Raw genomic sequence first — 24,819 nt, 5'->3', positions numbered from 1 at the left:
ATGATTGGCGGAACCGGGTCGCGTCTGTGGCCGCTTTCCCGGAGCAACATGCCCAAGCAGTTCCTGCGCCTTACCAACGAAAAAAGCCTGTTCCAAAACACTCTTTCGAGGGTGGACCATCCGGTTTTCACCAATCCCTGGTTCCTGACCACACAGTCCTTCGTGGACCTTGTGGACACCCAGGCGGATGAGGTCGGCAGCGCCTATGACGGCATCATTCTGGAGCCGCTTCAGCGCGGCACGGCCGCCGCTCTGGCGGTGGTTGCCCTGAAACTTGCCGCGACGGACCCTGAAGCCCTGGTGCTGGCCATGCCAGCCGACCACGTGGTCGGCAAGCCCGAGAACTTCGTGTCTGCTGTCGAACGCGCCATTCCGATCGCCGAGGACGGAAAGATCGTCACCTTCGGCATCGTTCCCAAGGCGCCGGAAACGGGCTTCGGCTATATCCGTCCGGCCGATCCCTATCTCCTCAACGGTGTCGAGATCGGCGCGCTGGTGCGCCAGCCCGGCGGTTTTCTGGAAAAGCCGGACCGGGAGAGGGCCGAGCAGTTCGTGGAGGCAGGGTATTACTGGAACGCGGGCATCTTCCTGTTCAAGGCCTCCGTGCTGGCAGACGAATTGCGCAAACATGCGCCTGAGACCCATGAAGCAACGTCCCGCGCGATAAGAAACGGTGAGAACCGGCCGTTCGCCAGCCATGTCGTCCATATGCCGTGCGCCGAGGATTTCGCGCGCTGCCCCGATGACGTTCCCATCGACATCGCGGTCATGGAGAAAAGCGACTGCGTCGCCGTGGTGCCCTGCAACGATATCGACTGGGCCGACATCGGGTCCCTGTCCGCGCTCTGGGAAATCAGCGACAAGGACGACGAGGAGAGTTGCAACGTGCTGGTCGGTGACACGCTGGTGACCGAAGCCCGCAACTGTTTTGTCCATTCCCAGGCCGGGCGCAAGGTGGTGCTCGGACATGTCGAGGACATGGTCGTGATCGACAGCGAGGACACTGTCGTCGTTCTGCCCCGGCATCAGGCGCAACGCGTCAAGGACATCGTCAAGACCCTGAAGGCAACCAATGCCAAACAGGTGAAATACAGCCGCAGCGCGACGCGCACCTGGGGCACGGTCAGCATCGATCGCACCTTCGAGGGGGGGCAGGTCTGCGCCGTCACCATCAAGAAGCACGTTCCGATCACCTACCGGGTTGCCGGCGCGGCGCACGAGGTCTGGATGATCCACGGCGACGGATCCGCGGAATACAGCGAGGACGGTACCTTCAAGCCGTTCCTGCCGGGTGTTCCGGTGTCCTTCAGCGAAGGGCAGGTGGTCACGCTCCGCAACACGACCGGTCACGCCGAATTCACCTATGTGCGCAGCAGTCCCGATCTCGACCACGCGATTGAAGACTGGTTTCCGCAGGTGGCCGAAGTCGAGCTGGCCGCTGCCGCGGCCCGGTTTGCCTGAACGGAAAGGCGCTTTGGAAATGAATTTCGGTTCGGATACAGCCATTGAGATCGACGGTGCGCGGCTGCCCCTGTTTGGCGTCGCCGCGGGTGCCCTCGTCGTGCCGCTCGAGCCGGCGCTCATCGGCTACCAGGGCGAGGCCGATATCGAGGTCCACCGCGCGGACTATGTCTGGAAGGGCCGGGCACAGATCCGCGCGGAGCGCGCCGACGAGCAAATGCGCCTTGTCTTCACCGGACCGAAATCCGAACTCAAGCGGGTCGCCAGCGTGCTGAAATGGCGGATCGGAGCGGCCTCGTCCTTTGCCGCCGAATTCGACGATCAGGCCGTCGTTTCGGAACGCAGGCGGTCCGGAGTTCTGCAGCTTGGCAAGATCGCCATGCTTGGAACGGTTGCCGTTGCCATGATCGTGCTGATCTCGTTCCTGCTCACCCAGAAGAGCGCGACCATCACGGCTCAGCTTGCCTATGTCGCCTTTCCCGGCGCGCCGCTGGAGGCACATACGACCGGGGAAGTGACCTACCTGAAAAACGAGGGCAACCTCGCGGACGGCGAAATGTTTGCCGCCCTCCAGACGCCGACGGGCCACGCCAAGTTCCTGGAGGCGACGACGGACGGTGTCGTCTCGAGCGTTGCGGTCAGCAATGGCGACTTCGTGCGCAAGGGGCAGGCGCTGGTGCGGGTGTCCGAGGAAGACGCCAGGCCTTATGTCGCCGCGTTCGTCAGGCCGGAAGAGATCGTGGCGGCCCTGGGAGCCCCGGAAGTGACAGTCACCTTCACGCTTTCGGGCAAAACGATAACGATCCCCGGCTCGTACGGCCGCTATGCCAGCCGCAACCAACTGGTTTCGGACGAGACCGGAACCGTGCTCGCGGAAATCGAGTTTCAGCTTCCCGAGGATGAAGAGGTGCCGGATGGCGAACCTCTTGTCGTCCAGTTCAAACGGCCTTTCTGGGACAACCGGATGCTCTGGCCATACCGGGCAGGGAGCTGAGGGAAAGCGTGTTGAGGTTTAACGGTCACATGGCATTTTCGACTGCATATCGGGCTTTGCTCCTTGGATGCACCTTTGCGGCATGCGCCTGCGGGCTGCCGGGATATTTGCCGCTCGGTGCGGACGGGTCTGCGTTTGCCCAGGAGCTCACCGAAAACGAGCTGCTGCCCGGGCGGCGCCAGCTTGCGCCGACGGAGAAGGATGTCACGGTCGACAACCTCAAATTCGGCGCCGAGGTCGCGATCGCGCGCTGGAAGGTGTTGCAGGAAGATCCGACACAACAAGGGTTTGACGCCTATTTCGAGATTTTCCGCGAGGTCGCGCGTATTGAAAGTCTGGAACGCGCCTCGCAGCTTGCCGGTGTGGGCCTGCAAAGCGAGCTCGCCGCGGCAGCGGCACAGATCCATGCTGATCTGCTAGCGAACGACCTGACGGCCGACGCCGCGGGCAAGGCCGCGCTCGCCGTCCTGGTCGAGTCCGACGGAGCTCTGTTCGCGGAGGATAGAATCGAGCGGCTGAAAGTCAGCTACGCGCTGATCCTGGACTATCTGGGTGATATCGAAGCCGCACGGCTTGCCATCGAACTGGCAGCACGGTTCGCAGAAGACGGTCTTGTCGATCTGGCTGCGGAAACCTATGCGGATTTCGTTCCCTATTATTTTGGTCTTCTGGAGACTGCGGCCGAACGGCGCGAGCTCGTCGGCGAAGCCGCCCAAAAGGCGAGTCTGCTGAACGCACCGGAAGTCATGCGGGCCTTGGGCGAGGTTCTGACCAACGCCCCGGTATCTGAAAAGGTAGAGCTGTCAAGGCTCGCCTTCACCAAACTGGACCCGGCCTACCTGGTGGGTCAGCTCGAAACGGCGGAAGGCGCGCGCCGAACCACGCTTCAGGCCTGGATCCATGGTGTTCAGATGGTGTCCGGTGCGCCGCCCACGGATTTGGCGGGGGATCTGTTCGAACGAGCCTCGGCAACCGCGAATTTTGTGGCCTTCGAACTGGTGTATGCCGCCCAGCAGGACCGCACCGCGCGCAAAAAGCTCCTGGAGCAGTCCCTGGGAGAAGACATTGGTGCCGGCCGTCCGCTGCTGGCATTCCAGAAACTGAACAATCTCCCGCTTGGACCGGAAGACGTGTTGCCGGTCTATCTTGCTCTCATCGAGAGTTTTGCCGACCACGGTTACGGAACCTATGTAGCCTTGCTTGCCGACGAGGTTGCCGCCGCAGTCTCCGCCGGCAGCATCAGTCTCGATGATGTCCACATGTCGTCCCTTTTCGCCGCGCTGGAGACGGTGCCCGACAATGCCCGGATCGATCGCCTCGTCGAGGCCTTGCCCGGTACGGCGGCCCTGGGCGAACGCGCCAAGCTGCGCGGCTCGATCCGCAGGATTTTCGCCGGGCCGGTCGACAGGCCGGTAGGCGCTGCTCCGATTGCGGTACCCTCCGGCAGCTCGGGCGCACTTTCGGCGGCGGCCGATCTGATCGGCGGAAAGCTTGTCCCGGGAGACGCCGGCTCGGCGCCGGCCGAAGATCTGGACCTCCTGGCGAAAGTGGCAGAGCGCCTGTGGCATTACAGGGCACATAGAAAAGTCCTTGCAGATTTTGTTGCCAGCGAGACCGACCCGGTCCTGCGCCAGGTGGTCGCGCTCGGGGTAACGGCCAATCCTGCCTTTGACGTCACCGGCCCGAAAGGGGCCGCGGTCGCCGCGGGGATCGAAGCACTTCTGCCGTCGCTGGCTCCGTCCCACATCAAGGATCTCCTTGGAGCGTCCATTGGCGATGTCGACGAAGAGGCGATCCCGCGCGGCCAGACCCTTGTCCGCTATGCCCGCTATCTCGCGTCCAAAGGTGAGAAGCTGGATGTCGGGGTTGCTGAAACGGAGACGGAGAAACGCGGTCTGCTCGAAGCGCGTGCTGTTTTCAACGGCGCCTCTGAAATGACCGGCATGCTGAAGGAGGTCCCCGATTACCTGGACCGGGTCAGGGCCTTTCACCGGCTGGCGGCCGCGCGGGCGGACGTGCTGGACAGCAAGGGATGGCTCAACGGGGCCGTGCGCACGGAAGCGGCCGGTCCAATGGTGCCCGAATTCAGTCCGAACGGTGTGGCCAGCGACGGTCGCCTTACGTTGAAAACCAGCGGCGACAGCGACTTTTCCGGAACAAGAACTCCGTTCATGCCGAACCTTTTGACCGGGCCCGAGGCGGTGACGTCCAGTGTGCCCGTGCCGGAACACCGCAACCTCCTTGGCGCACTCGCCAGCATTGCGAAACGCGGCGAGACCCGTGCGACCCGCCTGGTCAGGTTTTCCTCGGAGCATTATGACGGGCTGATCAACCTCGGCGCCCGTGAATACGTCTTTCTGAACACGGGCAGTTCGACACCGCGCATCATCTTCATCTCGCAAGGTGTTCTCACTGCGAGCGAGCTTGTTTCCCAGATCCAGGCCAGCGATCCGGATGCCATCACCTTTGAAGACGGGATCGTGACGCTGAATGTGCCGCTCGCGATCAACGAAGGCGCCGAACTGATCCTGAGCGGGCTGGAGATCAAGGAATTCCGGCTCAACACGAACAAGGGTGCCTTCCTTGTCAACAGCGGCCGCCTCTTTGTCGACCGCGTCACCGTGTCGTCTTTCGACGAAGAGACCGGAAAACCGAGTTTCGTCACCGACGGCGGCAAAAAGCCGATGTTCCGTCCGTTCCTGCTTTCCTGGAGCAACAGCCGGACCTTCGCAAGCTCGTCACATTTCGTGGCGCTCGGCTATGCCGGCGGACGCACCTATGGCCTGTCCCTGTCGGCGGGCCCTTCCGATGCGGTGTCAAAACGCCTGCACTCGGAACCGCCGACCGGAACGTTCATCAACAACTCCTTCGACAACCTCTATTACGGCTTCTACACCTACGAGGCCGAGGACGTTGTCTATGTCGGCAACGAGCTGGTGAACGGTGTCATCTACGGTCTGGACCCGCACGACTGGTCCTACAACCTGATGATGGCCTACAACGCGGCCTACGGAACGCAGAAGAAGCACGGCATCATCATCTCGCGCGAGGTCGATGACAGCTACATCGTCGGAAACCTGTCCTTTGAGAACAAGGGCTCGGGCATCATGCTCGACCGCATGAGCTTCGGCACGATCGTGTTCGCGAATGATGCCAGCCACAACAAGGGCGATGGCTTCGCCGCGATGGAAAGCCCGTGCGTCCTCGTGGACAGCAACTATTTCGCGGGCAACCGGCGTGCAGGCGTGAAGATCCGCAATTCCTGGGACGTCCATGTCGCCAACAACATCGTTGCGGGCAACCGCGCTGCGGGTGTCGAGGCCTATATCGACAACCTTCGCGCCGCCGATGCCAGCGAATTCCGCAATTTCAAGAAGGACCCGTTCCTGCCTGTTGCGACCCTCTCGGCCGTGCGAAACCAGATCAGCGACAATGCGGTCGGTGTCGCCATCCGCGGCGCAACGGAAGGCATGTACTTCCAGAACCGGTTCATCGACCAGGCCCCTAAATACGCGAGCGGCGACATCAAACCGCTGGCGATAGACGTGGTTTCCCGCAGCATGAGCAACGGCGTGCAGGTGCGCTCCGCCTGTGTTCCGAAGATCACGATCGAGAAGAGCTGCTCCCTGTTCCAGAAGGGCATCATCTACTCACACGTGGCGCAGGCGCCTTATCGGGGCGCGGATGCCGCGGAAAACTTCTGCGTCGATGTCGCGGGCACACCGCAAGCCAATTCCTTCAATTCAGCTGGCGTGGAGTAACCGATGAAGCACACACGCTCCCTTTCCCTGCTGCTGCTGTCGGCCGCCATCCTTCTACCGGCCTCGACTTCACCGGTGTTTGCGTCCGACATGCCCCGGCAGATCGAGCGCCGTACCGCATCGGCCTTCGAGGAACAGGACAAGACGCTCGAGCGGTTCGAGTTGGCGACAGATCCCGAGGACCGGCTTGACTATGCGCGGTTCCTCGTCGACGGCCTGATCACCGGCAAGACAAACCCGATCCGCGTTTCCGCGCCCGGACGGGCGGTCGAGATCTATCGTGAACTTGTCGGCCTCGACGACGACAGGACGCGGCTCAAGGCGGTGCGGGAGTTGCGTGATCTGCTGGTCCGCTTCGGCGGTGACGCTCATCAGGCAGAAGTTGCGGACCTTGAACGGGTTCTGGTTGCGACAGGGCAGGCGCCCGCGGTCCCCGCGGCCCCGCAGATCTTGCCTGCTTTGGACGATGCGGAGATCGAGCAGACCCTCCGCAGCGACATGGCCGAAGGATCTCTCGATGCCACGCTGGACCTTCTGCTGCTGCTTCGACGTCAGGGCTCCCGGGAAGCCGACGTCGTGCGCAGCCAGATGCTCTATCTCGCCAACATCGAAATCATCGACAGCGACAGTTCCGTCATCAAGCTTGCACGGCGCTACGCGGACAGCATCGATGCCGAAGAGCACCCCGAAACGTTGCTGTCACTGCTGAACCTGGCTGCCAACAGCGGCTCCGACACGGTCATGTCCATCGTCAACGCCAGCCAGGAGCGGCTCGACGGGATCGGAGCGGACAAGTTCAGGGACATAATCTGGCAGCTTGTGGCCGCCGGTTCGGACCGGGCGATGGAAGTGGTTGCTCTCGATCTCGTCGACAACAACGTTTTCGGCTTCGATCAGGAGGATTCACTCTGGGCCGTCGAACGCCTGGACGAGCTTGAGAACTTCCGCGCCAACTACCTGATCGCGAAACTCTATTACCAGGGGGTCCACGTCAAAAGGGATCTGCAAAGGGCTGTCGCCGCGATGGAACGCATGCAGGCGCAGATGTCCGAGGTCGGCGAGGATCACTTGGAGATTGCCGATCGCTTTTCCAGGATGAACCTCTCCAATGCGCTGACCGCGCGTTACGCGCTGCCGCTCTACCTGGATGCCCGCGAACGCGGAGACGGTCGCGCCATTACGCGGATCGGACGGATCATCATGCAGGCCGACCGTGCCGGCTATTACACGTCGCCCGCGGATTTTCCGCTGCCCGCGGAAACGCTCGTTTCGGAACTGGAAGACGCCTATATCGGCGGCAGCATCACCGCCGGATCCGTGCTGGCGGAAATCTACCGGGATGGCCGCCTGGTGCCTGCAGACAGGCTGAAGGCGCGGAAATACTACGAGGAACTCCTGGCGCTTGCCGCGGGCGACGAAGACAAGACCACGCATCTGCATGAGCAAATCGCCAAGCTCATGCGCGAGGATCTTGAAGTTTTCCGCAACCACGCCGAATACCACGCCCTGGTGCGCAGCCTGGTGGATCGCGGCAGCGTTTGGGCCATGCGAGAATACGGCAAGTTGCTCCTGAGTGGAGGGCCGCGCATCACGCCGGAGCCGGAACAGGGCTTTGCCCTGCTATTGCAGGCTCTCAATCAAGGTTACCTGTCGGCGGGTTCCAACGCGGCCGAATATGCCCTCCAGACGCAGAGCAGGGAAAAGCTCGTTGCGCTTTCCGAAGCTTATGACCGGTTCGATACCAGAACGCTCTCGCCCGAGGACATCGTGTTCCTTGCGCGGATCAGCTACACGCTCGGGGATTTCAAGAAGGCCTTCCAGCTTCTCGACGCTCCTGAAATGGACACCGTTCCACCTGCCCGGTTCCTGCGCGCAAAGGTGGCCATGCAGCTCGGCCGGATTTCGGAAGTCGACGCCTACGTCCAGATGCGCGAGATCATTCTGGAATTCAAGGGCGACAACAAGACCCTCTTGGGGTTCATCGACGATTATGCCCGCAAGGACGACCTGGCTCTTGAAACGGTCGAGCCGGTTCTGGGTGTGCTGGCAAGGATCGCCGACACACGCCAGGTCGATGCAATCGAACTGGCCTTCCAGTTGCGCCAGAAATGGCCACGCACGGAAGCACTCAGTTTCCGGAAAGTCGTCGACTGGTGCCGCGTGTTCGCGGAGCGTGGCCGCGGTGGTCCGCTGACGCGTGTCGCCCGTGACGTCGATATTCATGCGGTCGGCGAAAACAATTACCGCTACTTGATCGACACGGTAGAGGACATGCTGCCGTTCATGCCGAGGAACGGCAACTTGCGCATGTTCATTGCCCGGCAATATGTGCGCGGAAAATATCGCGACAAGGATGCGTCAAAGGCGGAAGAACTGATCCGGGAGGCCGCGGAACTCGGCAACGAATCCGCGTTGTTCGAAATCGCCAACACCTATTATTACGGCGAGGGGGTCGAACCCGACCGGAACAGGGCCATGACCATTTACCGGGACCTGGCCTTTATCGGATCAAACCGCAGCGCCTTGTCCCTGGCACGCCTTTATTCCAAGGGTCCCAGCAGCCGCGTCTATGAATCGCGCGCCTTTGCCCATTATGCGCGTGCCGCGACCAGCGGCTCGGTCACCGCAATGACGGAGCTCGGCCGCAGTTACATCGCGGGGGCGGGGGCGGCCCGGGATGCCGAGAAAGGTCTCGCCTGGCTGGAGCGTGCAGCCGCGCGTGGCAGCTCCGAAGCGATGATCCAGCTCTACTACTACTACTTCGTCCAGAACCCGACGACCGACAACCCGCAGGCGGAAGAATGGCTGGATGCACTCGTTGCCGCAGATGTCCCCGACATGATCATCCGCAAGGCGGTGCTGTTGCGCAATCGTTCCAAGGAAGACCATCGCGAAGAAATCGGCCAGCTTCTCGACAGGGCGGAAGCGCTCGGAAGCCAGTTCGCCCGCCGGCTGAGAAACATCTACCTGCAGGAAGACCGAGGCGAGGACGCGACATGACCGGATGGGTATTGAAACGGCAAGGCGTTTCCCGGATTGCTGCCGGCCTCGCGCTGGTTTCGCTTTCCGCCTTCACGGCGACCGGCAGCATTGCCGGGGAAACTGCCGGCGAGGAGAGGGTGCTTTACCGCTGTGAAAATCTCCAGGAAAAGTCACCCAAATCGACCATCGGAGTGAAACTCTACCAAGGCTATGACGGCTGGTTCTTCCGCAAAAGCGATCTGGAGAACCTGTTCGAGATTTCCGAGGAGAGCCTTGAGGCGTTCAAGCGGGTCAATGACGCGCTGGCCTATCACGACATTCATTTGATCCTGATGCCGATGATCCCGAGGGGAATTGTCGGGCGGGACAAGATTCCGAACAACGGCCTGCTGCCCGACATGATCTACGATGCGGACTTTTCGGCAGGCCAGTTCAGCGCGTTTGTCGACACGCTCCGGCAATCGGGCATCGACGTGGTCGACATCAACCGGATTTTGCTGGACAACCCGGACTTTGACGCCAGCAGCTACGCGTTTCCGGGAGATGTGCATTGGAAGCCGGCCGGTGCACAACTGGTGGCAAAGGCGGTCGCTGACAAGATCAGGGAGCTCGCACCGGACACTTCCAATCCTGTCACCTTTCAGACACGTCCCTCCGGTGAAGAGGTTCTGGTGCGCGGCAACCTGACCAAGGCGCTGAACGAAGTCTGCCAGGACAAGATACCGCCGGATGTGCTGAAGACCTTCAAGACGGTTCAGGAACTGGACACGCTGGATTCACTCTTCGCGGACGAAAACGCGGAGCCGGAGCGTGAACTGCTGCATATCGTCGGCACGTCCTACACGGATGAAGCGCTCTACTACAACTTTGCTGGGTACCTCAGGGAGTATTTGCAGCAGGACGTGTCCAACTTTGCCGTTGCGGGTGGGGGCCTCACGGAAGCGATATACGGCTGGACGCAGAAGTCGAGTGGATTGGCCAGGAAACCGAAGATCCTGCTCTGGGAATACTCAGACCTGCGCGAGATTCTGAAAGAACTCAACGTTGTCAGCAGGGCCATAGTGCCGGCCATTTTGGGTCAGTGTTCCGCCGACCTGGAAATTGCGTCCGGCACGTTCGATGAAGGTTCGCGGTTTTCCTTCTCGTTTCCGGAGACAGGGGACGCCCCCGGCAACTATTACCTCCGGTTCAGTTTTTCAAACGCGGCACTGACCGGCTTCCGCATTTCCTACCGGTATGCGGACGGAGATGAAGAGCTTGTCAGCTTTGCAAATCCCGTTCGCGTGACCGGCTTGAGGGAATTCTATCAGACGTTTCCGGAAGAAAAGGATGCAACGCCCGCACAGGTGTCGCTTCAGGTCGAGAACGATCTCCTGACATCAGGCGCGGTGCAGCTCTGCCGATTTCCGCCAAACGTCTTTTCTGAACAACCGGTATCCAACTAGTTTTCGAGGATTAGAACATGTTATCCAAACTCAGCACGCTGGCTGCTGCAATTTTTGTCACTCTCGTTGGTGCATCCACCTGGAGCGTCGCCGAAGACGCATTGTATGAAGCGCCAATTCCCGCGGACAAGAGCCTGGTGCGGTTCGTCAACGCGAAGCTCAAGAACGGGCTCGTGGTCGATTTCTCTGGCCAGAAATTCAGCGTCGACGGCAAGGCGCTCACGGCCTACCACATCATCCAGAACGGCAGCTATTCGATTGGTGACGGGATCACGACGACCGACGCTGTTCTCGAGCCCGGCAAGTTTTACACCGTGGCCGTGGGCGCTGAAAACGCCGGGGGAGCGCCGATCCTCGTGATCGAGGACAAGGCCGTCGACAATCCATCCAAGTCCGCGCTGACATTCTACAACTTTGCCAGCCAGCCGGCCGATCTCGCGCTTGCGCTGAAAGGCGACAAACGCACGCTGTTCGAAGCGGTCGCCCCCGGCGGAATGTCGAGCAAGGAGCTGCCGGCAATCGATATCGGCCTTCTGGCCTCGTCCGACGGTGAGCAGGTGCTTGAAGTGGAATCCGTATCGCTGACTGCGGACAAGCGCCAGAACGTGGTTGTTCTGGAGACCTCCGGGGGGATCACCGCTTATCTCGCCGCGACGGAGCTCGACAAATAATCAGGGAAAACAAACCCGTTCGGGTTGGGGGTCAAGAAAAATGAAAAAGATCACTCGTTGGAGAAAAACGGCAGGGGCTGTATCCGCATTGGCCATTCTGGCCTGCAGCGCCCATGGGGTGCAGGCCGAGAATCCGCTCATTGTTCTTGAACCGCCCCAGCTGGATTACGCGGCCATTTGCGAACCGGAAGAGGAACGCGAGCAGATTGTGCTCGACCGGGACTGGACGACATGGGACGGGGAAGAGCTGGGCGTGGAAGCGTCTGCCGCGATCGCGATTTCGCGTGAGTATCTGCGTGGCAGCGAGCAGGTGCCACGGTCCCCGGAAACGGCCCTGCGCATTCTGGAAGCGGCCATGGAGACCTACCCCGACAGACGGCGGTCGTTCCTGCTGCCTCTGGCGCGCACCCTTCAGGCCGCTGCCGAAACGTCCGAGGACTTGCAACGGGCGGAGGCCTATCTGCTTGAATCCTATGACAGCGGCTACGCCCGTGCCGCCCTGGCGCTCGGGCAGTTCTACGGTGAGGACGGGCCCGCCGAAACACGCGATGCCGAAATGGCCAGACATTACCTGCGCCTGTCCGCGCTTTCGGCCGATCCGGATGGGCTTGCCGAATATGCCCAGGTTCTGGTTGTCGATCCGAATGTCCCGATTGAGCAGAAACGCACCGCGGTTCTGGGCGCGCTCTTGAACATGGTCGCGCAGCTCAAGGAAGGCGATTGCTCGGTGCTCAACGACATCGGATTTTTATATCTGCGTGGCGTTCTGGTGGAGCGGGACGTCAGCACCGGTCTCAAGTGGCTCGAGGCATATGCCCAGACGGGAGACCCGCGAACGGCCAACTATCTGGCGGATCTGTTCATGTCCAACCAGGTCGAGCAGATAGATGTTTCCAAGTCGCTCCGCTACCTCCAGCAGGCGGCGGATGGTGGCATAGCGTCTGCGCAGTTCGGCTTGGGCAAAGCCTATGTCACGGGCGTGTCGCTGGAGCGCGACCTTGTCCTCGCGGAGCGATATTTCCAGCAGGCTTCCGCGCAGGGGCTGCACGCGGCTGATGAATGGCTGGCCCGCATCTATTCCGGCGAATTCGGGGGAGAGCCGGACGAAGCCAAGGCGAAATCCTATTTCGAAAAGGCCCTGAAACAGCCGGGACGTTCGGACTCCCTGCCGGTGGTGTATGGCGGTTACCTGATGGAGATCGGCCGCGAGGGAGATCTTCGCTACGCGCTTCGTGTTCTTCAGCATGCCGCCGATGTCGGCTCGGTCGAGGCGGCAAACGAAATCGCCAAGATCTATTTGCAGCTCGGCCGCGAGGACACCAGGTTGCTTGAGAAGGCCCTGGACTATTTCAGGTCTTCTGCAAAGTCGGGAAATCCGGACAGCGCCTCCAAGCTGGCCAGGATGTTTTCCTGCGGCATGGGCGTTCCGATCTCTGTCAATCTGGCCAACGAGTGGCTGCACCAGGCGGCTGTCCTGGGAGGGGTCAACTCGATCTATATTTCCGGGCTCAACCTGCTTGCAAGTTCCGACGAGACCGAGCGCGAACGAGGCCGAACCTACATCAAGCAGGCGGCCTTTAAAGGCAGTCCTTCAGCAATCGGTTACGCAGTTGCCCGCTGGGAAAAGGGAATTGAAGGTTTCGAAGAACAGGTCGAGGCGGCCAAACGCCTGACGGATTTCGTCGACAATCTCAAAGATCCCGATCAGCGCATCAGGGCCAAGATCGCGATCCTGCGGAACCGGTTTGAAGTCGCGGAAACCGTCGAGGAAAAGGAAGCACAGATCCTGGAACTGGAGCCGCTTCTGGAGACCGGCGGGCCTGAAGCCTATCTCGCCAAGGCGGAGATGCTCCGGAACGCCGGCACCGCCAAGGAAGCGGAACTGGCCGAGCTCTATCGCACGATTGCCGAGATGGGGGACAGTCGTGGGCAGCGCGAATTCGGCAAGCTCCTCCTGTCCGATCTTTCCCTTGACGTGTCGGTCGGCCGAGGCTGGCTGGAAAAAGCGGCGGCTGACGGCGATTTCAAGGCCAAGCTGGCGTTGCTGGACCCGGGTGCCGCGGATGCTATGCAGTCCATGGCCGAAATCTCCTCCTCAGGCGAGGTCTGTACGGTCGACGAGATGGTATCAGTCGCCCGGGTCTATTCGACATTGCCCGATCCGCAGGCGGGCACCATGGCCAAGTACTGGATTTCGCTGGCGACCAAGATTGCCGACCAGGATGCGGATGACCTGTATGCCATCGGCTCAGCCTTTCAGGACGGCGTCAACGGTCTCGACGAACGGTACCGCGCCGAGGAATATCTCTTGAGCGCGCTTGCGCTCGGCCGCAATTCGGTTCTGCGAGATCTTGCAGAGGGGCACCTGAAGGATTTCTGGAACGATTCCTCGCCAGAAAAGGCAAAGGAATATCTCCGCAAGCTCGCCGATCTTGGTGACAAGGAAGCCGGTAACAAGCTGCTGAGCGAGATCGCCGACGGAACCATCGGTTCTGATATCCAGGAAGTCTCCGAACTGCTCGGCTTCCTGGGCGAAGATGTCAGATCGCCAGGGAAATACCTTCTCAAGCTGGCCAGGCTCAATCTGGATGGCGGCTTGGGTGATACCGACAATTCCAAGGTCATTGATTGGCTTGTTCTCGCAGCACGGGCTGGAGAGCCGAACGCCATGTACCGCCTCTACCGGGCCTATTTCTTCGGCGATGGCGCTCCCAAGGATGTCGAACTCGCCCTGGACTGGCTTGAAAAGTCAGCGGAGGCGGGCAATCCGAAAGGCGCCCGCGACCTGGCCGTCGCCTACAAGGTCGGGGTGCCCGGCCTGGCGGCTGACCCCGAGAAGGCCTCCTACTGGGAAGGCCAATACAAGGAACTCGAGGATCTTGAATGAGGGCAAAGGAAAGCCGCGTACCTCCGAACAAGAGCGTAACCCGGACGGATTGCAGGAGATCAAGGCAGAGAAATGACGCTTAAATCAATGAAATTGATGATGTTTTCCATAGTGGTGGCACTGATGGGATCTTCGGCATCCGCGAGCGGGTTCAGCGTTCCGTTTCCGCTCGCACGCAGTGTGGAAGACAATAACGGCAAGACAAGCTGTTCAGAAAAACTGCCCCAGCCGGTCAGAACGCTTGAACTGGGCAGCATCTACAGTTCAGCGGATGAAAGCCGGTCGACCATCGATCCGGACAACAAGCGCCGGTACCAGGCCGCCATCAAGGATACGCGTGCTTATCTCAGCTTCGTCACCAAGAACGCAAGCAACTACACCCAGACCGACGGCAATCGGCTGGACGACGCCGCGTGCGCTCTTGCGGCCCTGGATCTCTGGGCTCGGGCAGACGCGCTGTCGGATCTGAAAACGCGGCAGTCCTTCCTGAGCATGACCCGTATCATTGCGGGCAGCGCGGTGGCGTACATGCAGGTTCGTCCAGCGGTTCGGCTGCTGGACTTCGACACCGCCGAAATCGACAAGTGGCTCGTCCGGCTCGCCGAGGCCACCATTCCCGTTTACACCGAATCCGGCGACCGCCGGTCCAACAGGCAGAACCATCGCTACTGGGGCGGCTTCGCAGTGGCCGCCGTCGGTGTGGCTGTCGGCCGGAAGGACCTGCTCGAATTCGGTTATGACAGCTACAAGCTGGGCGTCTGCCAGGTGACCGCAGACGGCGCGTTGCCTCTGGAGCTGGATCGCAGGAAGAAGGCCCGCGATTACCACCTCCATGCCCTGGCGCCCTTGCTCATGCTGGCGTCCCTGACCGAGGCCAACGGCTATGAAGCCTATTCCCTGTGTGGCAACGCGCTGCGAAGGCTCGTCCGCTTTTCGCTCGATTCGATTGCCGATCCCAGCCGCATGGAAGAGCTCAGCGGCGAACGGCAGGTGAAGCTGCCGCGCGAGGAAAACGGCCTGATCCGGGGAGACCGGATCGCCTGGCTCGAAGTCTATCTCATGAAATACCCGGAAGACCGGGCGAAATACGGCGGGCTCTATGTGGACCCCCTGTATTCGTCGTCTTTGGGCGGGCGCATCAGCGCCGTCTACAACATCGACTTCAGAAACTGATCGGAAATCACAGTGTATTGTTTAAGGAGATTCCCGTGAGTTTGAAATTTGGCACAAGCGGTCTTCGTGGTCTTTCCGCCGATCTGGTCGGCAGCCCGTCCTTTGTCTATGCCGCAGCATTTTCGAAATACCTCCTGGACGAAGGTCTTGCCGGTCCCGGCAGCCGGGTGCTGATCGGGTACGACTTCCGTGAGTCCAGTCCGGCAATCGCGGCCAATGTCAAGCGCGCGGTCCGCTCGGCCGGGATGATCCCGGTTGATTGCGGAACCCTGCCGACACCTGCGCTGGCCTTTTACGGGATAAAGCTCGGCGCCGCCTCCATGATGGTGACCGGATCGCATATTCCCGCGGACAGGAACGGCATCAAGTTCTATCTGCCGACCGGTGAAATCGGCAAGGCGGACGAGCAGGCGATAACCGCACTTGCCGACGGCATTCAGGCCCCCGGGAGCCTGGAGGGGGAGGCAACGTCTGAAGACCACGGCGCCGAGGCTGTCGCGCTGTTTCTGCAGCGCAACCGGTCGCTCCTGGCCGAAGGAGCGCTGAAAGGGCTGAAGGTCGGCGTCTACCAGCATTCGACGGTTGCCCGGGACATGCTTGCCGAGATCCTCGAATTCTATGGCGCGCAGACCGTTCTCCTCGGCCGCTCCGAAGAATTCATCCCGGTCGATACGGAAGCCGTCTCAGCCGAGACACGCGCCGCCCTGAGGGAATGGGCGCGTGCGCATGAACTTGACGCCATCGTCTCCGCGGATGGCGACGGCGACCGGCCGCTGGTTGCCGACGAAACCGGGGAACCGGTCAACGGCGATATCTGCGGTCTTCTGGTGGCCCTGTTTCTCAAGGCCAACCGGGTGGTGACACCGGTCACGTCCAACTCCGGCATCGACGCGAAGATTTCCGGAAAGGTGGTGAGAACCAAAGTGGGCTCCCCCTTCGTGATTTCCGGCATGGACGCGGAAACCGGCTCCGCCGACGCCCGCATCGTCGGTTTCGAGGCCAATGGCGGAACGCTGACGGCATCGGAATTCGAGGTTGCCGGCGGCGTTTTGGCACCGCTTCCGACCCGCGACTGTTTCCTGCCCATCCTCGCCGTTTTGGCGACGACGGTTCAAAGCGGCCTGCCGCTCTCAAAGGTCACGGCGTCGCTTGGACTGAACGCTACGGCGGCCGACAGGCTGCAGGAGTTTCCGCAGGAAAAAAGCGCGGCGATCATGGCCTGGCTCTCAGCCGATGAGGGCAATGTGGCCAGCTTTGTCGAACCGGTCGGAACGCCTGCCTCGGTCAACGCGCTCGACGGCATGAGGATCACCCTTGAAGACGGTTCGGTCATGCATTTCCGGCCGTCGGGGAATGCCCCGGAAATGCGCTGCTACGTGGAAGCTTCCGACGTCGAGACATGCAACCGCCTGCTGGAGCGCGGGCTCGGCCTGCTTGTGTCCTTCGACCAGGACGCGGCCGCGTGAGGCGTCCTGGCATGAGCGGGCGAACCGCCGAGAAGAACAAACTGAAATGAACACCTTTTGGGGATTGGAGTGGGGAAGTGGCTAATCGTATCAAAGCAAACGCTTGGCTTGTCTTGTTTTTGGGAAGCGCCGGCATGCTGCTCGCAGCGTGTCAGGGCAATCCGGATTCTGCCTATCGGGAAGCCAAGATCAGCATCGCCCACGGCAAGGCCGGCGTGAAAACGCCGAACAGTCCCGAACAGCTTCTTGCGATCGCCGCCAGCAAGGCGACGTCCAAGGCCGATATCCAGCACTACAACCGTGAATACGGCAAGTATCTGCAGGAGCGCGGCAAGACCCGCAGCGCCTATCAGGCCTTTGAAAAGGCGGCGCTGGCCGGTGACACCTCTTCCCAGAACCGGCTGATTAAGGGGCAGATCGACGGCAAGTACCGTCCGTCGAACCTGAACAAGGTTGCCAGGGAAGTCTATCTTCCCGCCGCCAACAGCGGATCGAGCGTTTCGGCCAACTTGCTGATGGCAGACCTTGTCGGCAAGGGCAAGGTGCGCGGTGCCGAGTTCAAATCCGAAAGCTACTGGCTGCAAAGGGCAGCCGGCAAGGGCTCCACGACAGCTTCCCGCGAGCTTGCTGAAAATGCCGAAAGGGCAGGCAATATCAAACTCGCGGCCAAATACTACGCCAGGAACGACCGGATTTCGAAGAGCGACCGGGCCCTCCGCCAGGCGCGGGTGTACTACCTTGGTCAGGGCGTAGGGCAGAACACCAGGATCGCACATGCCTGGATGGAACAGGCACGCAGGCTGGACAAAAAGGGCGCCGGGCAACTGGCAGCGCGGGTCTACCGGACGACGGGCGGCAGCAAGGACGGCGCCTACCTGCAGGAAGTCGCCTCGGCGGCCGGCATCAGCAATGTCCTGCCCCAGGGCCGGATCTCGCGCGAATATCGCGCCGCCAAGTCGGAGGAGGCGCGCCGGGCGATCATCGCGCCTCTCGAGCAGTCGGCGCGCAACGGCAACGCGGACGCCGCCCTAGTTCTGGCGAACCTCTTCATCGAGACCGGCGGAAATGACGACGCGATCGCGGGCTATCTGGTCAAGGCCTATTCCGGCGGCAAGTCGGAAGCGCTTGAGGTGATGATCAAGCGGCTGCAGCGCGCCCGCGCGGGCAGCGGAGCGGCAAACACGCTCTATTCCGCCGTCGCGTCCGCCGCCAACAAAGGCAATGTCTCCGCCGCGAGGGCGCTGAGTTCGATCTATTCGATCGGGGGTGCCAAGCCGGCAAGCGTGTCGGAAAGCCGCAAGTGGCTGCGCAAGGCGGCCGATGCCGGCGACACCAAGTCCCAGTACGAACTCGGTGTGGATCTCTTTGAGAACGGCAACGGGGGAGCCGACCAGGCCACCGCCTTGAAATATCTCAAGATGGCTGCGGCGAGCGGCGATCCGTTTGCGTCCTCCTATCTGAAGACAAAGCAGTAGGTATCTGTATTTTCAGGAGTATTGCCCGTGGTTGATTCAGAATGTGAACTGCAGTCGGTAGCGTTCGGCCGGGAGGTCGAAAAACTGGAGGACTGGCTGACGAATGCCGCCCTCCCACTCTGGCTTGATGCCGGCTGTGATCCCGTTCATGGCGGTTTTCAGGAAAGGATCCGGCAGGACGGACAGCCGAGCACCACGGACAATCGCCGTGCCCGCGTTCAACCCCGGCAGATCTACTGCTACGCGGCGGCCGGCGCGCGCGGCTGGACCGGGAACTGGCGCACCGCGTCCCGGGATGCCTATGACCTGTTCGAGAAGGTCTATCGTCGTTCGGATGGCTTCTACGGCAATCTGGCTTCACCGGACGGAGAGTTGATCGACGACGGCTTCGATCTCTACAACCAGGCCTTCGCCCTGTTCGCCTTCGCTGAATTCGGCGCGGCGTTTCCGGAGCGGCAGGCGGAGATGGAGGAAAAGGCGCGGGCGCTTCTGGCCGCGCTGAAGGCGACTTACGCGCACCCCCAACTGGGATTCGAGGAAGCGGTGCCGGTCAAGCTGCCGCTGTGTTCCAACCCGCACATGCACCTGTTCGAGGCCGCGCTGGCATGGGAAACCGCCGCTGCCGAACCTGCGCCCTGGACCGCGTTGGCGGACGAGATTGCCCTGCTTGCCATGACCCGGTTCATAGACGCGGATACCGGCGCGTTGCGGGAATTCTTCGATCACGACTGGGCCCCCTTCGAGGGCGACAAGGGCAGGATTGTCGAACCCGGTCACCAGTTCGAATGGGCCTGGCTCCTGTGCCGCTGGGGGGAAAGCCGAGGGCGTGCCGACGCGCTGGAAAAGGCAAAACGGCTTTTTGCAATCGGGACGTTCCACGGCATCTGCGAAGACCGGCAGGTGGCCTTCATGGGTCTTTACGACGACTTCTCGGTCTCGGACCCGGTCGCCCGGCTGTGGCCGCAGACCGAATGGTTGAAGGCGGCCGGCATTCTGGCGCGGCAAAGCGGAATGGCGGAACGGTCGGTCTACCTGCGGGAAGCTGTCAGGGCCTGCCAGGCACTCGGCAAGTTTTTCGAAACGCCCCTGAGAGGCCTCTGGTTCGACAAGCTCAAACCGGACGGGTCCTTTGTCGACGAACCGGCCCCGGCAAGCAGCTTCTATCACATCGTCTGCGCCATCCATGAGGCACGGGACACGCTTGACCTGCTCGCGGCCGAGGGACTGAAGAAATCGGCGTGAGGCTCGCCTGCGCGAGCGTACAAGACCGGCACCGGCCTCTCCTGGGCTGAGATACGCCGAATTTGAAAATTCCGCTTCCCGGATCTGATCCAGGAAAACCGGTTGTTTTGGAAAGAGTTAGGCCATGGTGTTTTCTTCGGTCATTTTCATTTTCACCTATTTGCCGCTGTTCCTGGCCTGCTACTACCTGACGCCGAACAGGTTTCGCTCCTGGGTGATCCTGGTTCTGTCCTATGCGTTTTATGCCTGGTGGCGCATCGACTTCGCCTTTCTGATGTTCTTCACCACCTGGGTGAACTACATCGCGGTTGCGCAGATGTTCAGATCGGACAATGACCGTGTCCGGTTGAGTATCCTCGCCGGCATGGTGGTCGCAGATCTCGGCCTGCTGTTCTATTTCAAGTATTTCAACTTCTTCACCGACAGCGTCTCCTATGTCTTCAACGGTGGAGAGACCTATGCCTGGGCTCTGCCGCAGGTCATCCTGCCGATCGGGATCTCCTTCTACATCTTCCATAACCTGAGTTATCTCGTGGATGTCTACCGGCGCGACCTGACGCCTTCACGCAGCTTTGTCGACTTCTCGGCCTTCATCGCGTTTTTTCCGCACCAGATCGCGGGCCCCGTTCTGCGTTTCGCCGACCTCAAGGAGCAGTTCTACGCGCGGGCGCACAACCCTGCGAAATTCAATTACGGCGCGGTGCGGTTCATGACCGGCCTTGCCAAGAAGGTTCTGATCGCCGACAGCGCGGCCGTTATCGCCGACGCCGCGTTCGCCATTCCGAACCCGACTGCGGCGGAAGCCTGGCTTGGCGCGATCGCCTACTCGATCCAGCTCTATTTCGACTTTTCAGGCTATTCCTCGATGGCGATCGGCCTGGCCATGATGGTCGGCTTCTACTTCGTCGAAAACTTCGACGCGCCCTACACCTCGGTCAACATCACCGACTTCTGGCGCCGCTGGCACATTTCGCTGTCGTCCTGGCTACGCGACTACCTCTACATTTCGCTGGGTGGCAACCGCATCTCCATAAGCCGGACCTATGTCAACCTGGCGGCGACGATGGTGCTCGGCGGCCTGTGGCATGGCGCCAACATGACCTTCATCGTCTGGGGGGCGTGGCACGGGCTCTGGCTGATCATCGAGCGTCTGTTCAACGTCAAGGCCAGCGCTCCCTTCCGGGTCGGCAACTGGCTGCTGACGACCCTGGTGTTCGTGATCGGCTGGGTGTTCTTCCGGTCCGAAACCATGGGGCAGGCCATGGACATGCTGTCGGGCATGTTCGGGTTCCACGGCCTGGCGCTCAGAAGCGACTATGCCTGGCAGTTCACCGGGTTCTCGCTGGCCCTGTTCGCGGTCGGCGTGGCTATCGCTCTTGGCGAACGGCAGCTTCGTCAGGTCTTCCGGCTGAAAAGCACACACGAGCTGGTCAAGGGCGGGGAAATCGACAATCCGCCGATCACCCAGCCGATGGCACTCGTTGCCACGGTGCTCGGCGGCCTGGCCATCCTGAAGCTGGTCGCCGACAGCGACACGCCGTTCCTTTACTTCCAGTTCTGAAGCCCCGGAGACTGACCCATGAATATCCGTCAAATCATGCTCGGCGCCGTTTCCGTTCGGGACGACAATCCGCTGGCCACAACGGTCAGGTATCTGCCGACATTCTTTTCCGCTGCCATGTGCATGTTCGGCATCTACGCCTTCGTGCATTTCTGGAACAGCGAGGCACTCCAGGAGCACCGGCAAAAACCGGTGAGCGCTCAGGACATTATCCAGGGGCGCGAGGCCCTGGCGCTTGAGGAAATCTTCAAGGACGAATTTCCGATCAGGAACTTTGCGACCGGCCTGATGAATGCCATCAGCTTCGGTGTCTTTGACGAAGCCCGGAAAGGCCTGGTCAAGGGGACGGACGGCTGGCTGTTCTCTGACGAGGAATTCACCTGGAACAGGGAATCGACAGCGACCCTCAATGAACACCTGGCCTTCGTCGAGGAAACGGTCTTCGATCTCACGCACAAGGGTGTCACGGTCGTTGCCGTCCTGATTCCGGAAAAGGCGGATATCTACAGTGACCAGCTTGGCAAGATCGAACAGCCTTCCATGCGCGCGACCTACTATGAAACGGTTCGCCGGCGTCTGATGGCGATCGAGCATCTCAAGGTGCCTGACCTTCGGCGGGACTTTCTGGCGGCCAGGGAGCAGGAAAAGGTCTTCCTGAAATCCGATACCCACTGGACGGTGTTCGGCGCGGGAGTGGCAGCCAATACGGTCGCCGCAACGCTGGAAAATGTGGCCGGACTGAAAGAGACAACCTACGAACTGAAGCCTCAGCCGGAAATCGCCCACAAGGGCGACCTCTACAACTTCGCGGAGTTCTCGGCGTTTTCGCCCTATTTCGATCAGCCGGCTGAACCGGTTACCCGCCTGGATGCGGTGGCCGCGGAGCTGGGGCTGGACGATCTCTTCGCCGACGAGGAGGCGGGCCCCGAGGTTGCCCTTGTGGGGTCGAGCTATTCGGCCAATCCGCTCTGGAGCTTCGAGGCGCAACTGCGGGCGGCGACACGGGCCGACCTGATCAATCTTGCCGCGGAGGGCGAGGGGCCGTTCAAACCCATGGAGAGTTTCCTGAAGGAGGAGGTTGCCGGATTGTCCGACCTGAAGGTCGTGATCTGGGAAATGCCGCTGCGCTATTTCGACGAGCCGAATTTTTGATCCCGCGGCAAGGACGGAGTTCGCAGGGCGGGCGCCCTGCGTTCAGTCCAGAGCCGGGAAAACGGCCGTCTTCTTGACCGTGCCGTAAACGAAGCTGGTGTCGATCGAGGCAATGCCTCCGATCGGGTGGATCCTCGTGCGGATAAAGCGCTCGTAGGCATCGAGGTCCGAGACAACCACGCGCAGCTGGTAGTCCATCGCGCCGGTCAGGACATGACACTCCAGGATTTCTTCGATGGTCTGGACCTGCCGCTCGAACCGGCGCACGTCGTCTTCGTTGTGGCGCTCCAGCCGGATGCGCACAAAAACGGTGATCGGCAACCCATAGGCGGAGGGGTCGACATCGACCGAAAACCCCTTGATCGCGCCGGACGTCTCCAGGTTGCGCAATCGGCGCAGGCAGGGCGAGGGTGACAGGTTGACCTCCTCGGCGAGATCCTGGTTGGTCATGCGGCCGTCGCGTTGCAGGGCGCGGATGATCTGGCGATCTTTTCTGTCCATATCGCTCTCTATTGGCAGATTCTGCCAAAATGATATATCGGTGTGACAGAATTTGAAATCTATTGCTCTCATGGATCCGTCATATTGCTCTCACTGAGATCTGGGAGACAGCCATGAGTGCCATGAAGGGTTTTGCAAGCCGCGCCATCCACCACGCCTATGAGCCGTTGGCCAACGACGCCTCTTTGACGCCGCCGCTCCACTTGAGTTCGACCTTCGTGTTCGAAACCGCAGAGGCGGGAGGCGAGATATTCGCCGGCGAGCGTCCGGGACATATCTACAGCCGGATCTCCAATCCGACCCTGGACCTCCTGGAACAGCGCATCGCCGACCTGGAAGGCGCGGAAGCCGGTCTGGCGCTGTCCTCCGGCATGGGTGCGATCACCGCGACACTCTGGACCCTGGTGGCACCCGGCGACGAGATCATTGTCGATGAAACGCTCTATGGCTGCACCTTCGCCTTCATGCGCCACGGCCTGACCAGGTTCGGCATCACCATCACCCACGTGGACATGACCGACCCGGAAAACCTTCGCGGCGCAATTACCGACAAGACCCGCGTGGTCTATTTCGAGACCCCGGCCAACCCGAACATGCGCCTGGTCGACATCGAACACGTTGCGTCGATCGCTCATGAAGCCGGCGCCAAGGTAATCGTCGACAACACCTATGCGACCCCCTATCTCACCCGCCCGATCGAACTTGGCGCCGATATCGTCCTGCATTCGGCGACGAAGTACCTCGGCGGCCATGGCGATGTCGTCGCCGGCCTCGTGGTCGGCCGCGCCGAACAGATCCAGGAGATCCGCCTCGTCGGCATGAAGGACATGACCGGCGCGGTGATGGCGCCGTTCAACGCGCTCCTGATCCTTCGTGGTCTCAAGACCCTTGCCCTACGCATGGACCGGCATTGTGCCTCGGCCAAAAAAGTCGCCGAATGGCTGGAAGCCCAGCCGGCGGTTTCCAAGGTCTTCTTTCCGGGTCTTGAGAGCTTCGAGCAGTATGGTCTGGCGACAAAACAGATGAGCCAGCCGGGCGGCATGATCGCCTTTGAACTGGAAGGCGGCCTGGAGGCGGGCATTTCCATGATGAACGCCCTTGAGATGATCCAGCGCGCCGTTTCCCTTGGCGACGCGGAAACCCTGATCCAGCACCCGGCTTCCATGACCCACTCCACCTACACAGCAGAAGAGCGCGCGGCCCACGGCATCAGCGACGGTCTCGTGCGCCTGTCGGTGGGACTGGAAGAGGTCGAGGACATCCTCGCGGACCTGGCGCAGGCCCTGCCGGAAGGCGAAGTGGCTGCGGCGGCCTGAACCACAAAGAGCCGGCCCAACCTTCCAACGTCATCCCGAGGAGCCGCGACAGCGGCGTCTCGAAGGATCGGCCATTTACTCTTTCACAAGGTGCCGATCCTTCGAGGCGGGCCTTTGGCCCTCCTCAGGATGACGCTGTGGGAAGGGAGTTGTGAGGCTGGGGGAACGGATCACCTAAGGTCAGGGCGTTCGCGCCACGCCCGATTTGACCCGCCGCAGCGGGATCGAGCTTTCGATATTGGCAACACCGGGCACCTTGGTGAGCTTGCCGGTCAGGAAGGTCTCGAAGGCCGCCAGTCCGGTGGTTGCCACGCGCAGGAGATAGTCGCGGTTGCCGGTCATAAGCCAGCAGTCGACGACCTCCGGAAAGGCCTGGATCGCCGCCTCGAACTGGTCGAGCGTAACGTCGACCTGCTTGTCGAGCTGGACGGAAACGAAGACCGACACCTCGTAGCCGAGCTTCCCCTCGTCGATCAGCGCGCAATATCCGGTGATGATGCCGCGGTCTTCCAGGTTCCGGAGACGGCGCGCCGCCGGGGTCGCGCTGAGGCCGATGCGCTCGGACAAGTCCTGAATCGATATGCGGCCGTTTTTACGCAGCTCTCGCAGGATCTGGATATCGAACGTGTCCAATGTGTCGGAAATCGCCAAGAAAGAAACCTTTGTGAGTGGAATTCGCCAAAGACTAGCTGAAGTGGGTAGGAAATCGCAAGAATCCGGTTTCGGTGACCC

Annotated in this window: 16 protein-coding genes; 14 read left to right on the top strand and 2 right to left on the bottom strand. The window is 61.2% G+C overall.

Annotated features, from left to right (window positions below):
• The first annotated feature begins 48 nt into the window (after positions 1-48).
• The 13 genes from O6760_RS27910 to O6760_RS27850 all read left to right on the top strand — a co-directional run bounded on the left by O6760_RS27910 (position 49) and on the right by O6760_RS27850 (position 22,270).
• Positions 49-1,461, top strand: coding sequence for a mannose-1-phosphate guanylyltransferase (locus O6760_RS27910; RefSeq protein ID WP_269582921.1), 1,413 nt, complete (start codon positions 49-51; stop codon positions 1,459-1,461).
• A 19-nt stretch (positions 1,462-1,480) separates the two neighbouring features.
• Positions 1,481-2,455 (top strand): HlyD family efflux transporter periplasmic adaptor subunit, encoded by a 975-nt coding sequence (locus tag O6760_RS27905; protein WP_269582920.1) that lies wholly within the window; start codon positions 1,481-1,483, stop codon positions 2,453-2,455.
• Positions 2,456-2,484: 29 nt separating this feature from the next.
• Positions 2,485-6,216 carry a right-handed parallel beta-helix repeat-containing protein gene (locus O6760_RS27900; protein WP_269582919.1) on the top strand — a complete coding sequence of 1,244 codons (3,732 nt, stop codon included), beginning with the start codon at positions 2,485-2,487 and terminating at the stop codon, positions 6,214-6,216.
• Positions 6,217-6,219: 3 nt separating this feature from the next.
• Entirely contained in the window at positions 6,220-9,216 is a 2,997-nt protein-coding gene (locus tag O6760_RS27895) for a tetratricopeptide repeat protein (protein WP_269582918.1), read from the top strand.
• Positions 9,213-10,643, top strand: a complete 1,431-nt coding sequence (locus O6760_RS27890) for an alginate O-acetyltransferase AlgX-related protein (RefSeq protein WP_269582917.1) — start codon at positions 9,213-9,215, stop codon at positions 10,641-10,643. The genes O6760_RS27895 and O6760_RS27890 overlap by 4 nt, the downstream gene beginning before the upstream one ends.
• Before the next feature lie 17 nt (positions 10,644-10,660).
• Positions 10,661-11,314 (top strand): alginate O-acetyltransferase AlgF, encoded by a 654-nt coding sequence (locus O6760_RS27885; protein ID WP_269582916.1) that lies wholly within the window; start codon positions 10,661-10,663, stop codon positions 11,312-11,314.
• Positions 11,315-11,354: 40 nt separating this feature from the next.
• A complete protein-coding gene (locus O6760_RS27880; protein WP_269582915.1) occupies positions 11,355-14,201 on the top strand; it encodes a tetratricopeptide repeat protein in 2,847 nt (948 codons plus the stop codon).
• Positions 14,202-14,273: 72 nt separating this feature from the next.
• Entirely contained in the window at positions 14,274-15,374 is a 1,101-nt protein-coding gene (locus O6760_RS27875) for an alginate lyase family protein (RefSeq protein WP_269582914.1), read from the top strand.
• A gap of 35 nt (positions 15,375-15,409) precedes the next feature.
• Positions 15,410-16,840, top strand: a complete 1,431-nt coding sequence (locus O6760_RS27870; protein ID WP_269582913.1) for a phosphomannomutase — start codon at positions 15,410-15,412, stop codon at positions 16,838-16,840.
• A 134-nt stretch (positions 16,841-16,974) separates the two neighbouring features.
• The gene (locus O6760_RS27865; RefSeq protein ID WP_269582912.1) at positions 16,975-18,315 is read left to right on the top strand and encodes a tetratricopeptide repeat protein; all 1,341 of its coding nucleotides are present in this window, start codon (positions 16,975-16,977) and stop codon (positions 18,313-18,315) included.
• Between the two features lie 27 nt (positions 18,316-18,342).
• The gene (locus O6760_RS27860) at positions 18,343-19,557 is read left to right on the top strand and encodes an AGE family epimerase/isomerase (RefSeq protein ID WP_442969838.1); all 1,215 of its coding nucleotides are present in this window, start codon (positions 18,343-18,345) and stop codon (positions 19,555-19,557) included.
• A 124-nt stretch (positions 19,558-19,681) separates the two neighbouring features.
• The gene (locus O6760_RS27855; protein WP_269582911.1) at positions 19,682-21,118 is read left to right on the top strand and encodes an MBOAT family O-acyltransferase; all 1,437 of its coding nucleotides are present in this window, start codon (positions 19,682-19,684) and stop codon (positions 21,116-21,118) included.
• A gap of 18 nt (positions 21,119-21,136) precedes the next feature.
• Positions 21,137-22,270: an alginate O-acetyltransferase AlgX-related protein gene (locus O6760_RS27850; RefSeq protein WP_269582910.1), complete on the top strand. Its 1,134-nt coding sequence runs from the start codon at positions 21,137-21,139 to the stop codon at positions 22,268-22,270.
• Positions 22,271-22,312: 42 nt separating this feature from the next.
• Here O6760_RS27850 and O6760_RS27845 read toward each other — a convergent pair whose 3' ends face one another.
• Positions 22,313-22,771 carry an Lrp/AsnC family transcriptional regulator gene (locus tag O6760_RS27845; protein WP_269582909.1) on the bottom strand — a complete coding sequence of 153 codons (459 nt, stop codon included), beginning with the start codon at positions 22,769-22,771 and terminating at the stop codon, positions 22,313-22,315.
• 113 nt (positions 22,772-22,884) lie between these two features.
• Here O6760_RS27845 and O6760_RS27840 point away from each other — a divergent pair, with 113 nt between their 5' ends.
• Positions 22,885-24,087, top strand: coding sequence for a methionine gamma-lyase (locus tag O6760_RS27840; RefSeq protein ID WP_269582908.1), 1,203 nt, complete (start codon positions 22,885-22,887; stop codon positions 24,085-24,087).
• Between the two features lie 180 nt (positions 24,088-24,267).
• On the opposite strand, the gene O6760_RS27835 is transcribed toward O6760_RS27840, so the two are convergent.
• A complete protein-coding gene (locus tag O6760_RS27835; protein WP_442969837.1) occupies positions 24,268-24,738 on the bottom strand; it encodes an Lrp/AsnC family transcriptional regulator in 471 nt (156 codons plus the stop codon).
• Positions 24,739-24,819: the final 81 nt, after the last annotated feature.

It is taken from the genome of Roseibium sp. Sym1 (assembly GCF_027359675.1).
Classification (GTDB): domain Bacteria; phylum Pseudomonadota; class Alphaproteobacteria; order Rhizobiales; family Stappiaceae; genus Roseibium.
The sequence above is the reverse complement of the archived record's forward strand: the minus strand, read 5'-3'. Positions and strand labels throughout refer to the sequence as shown.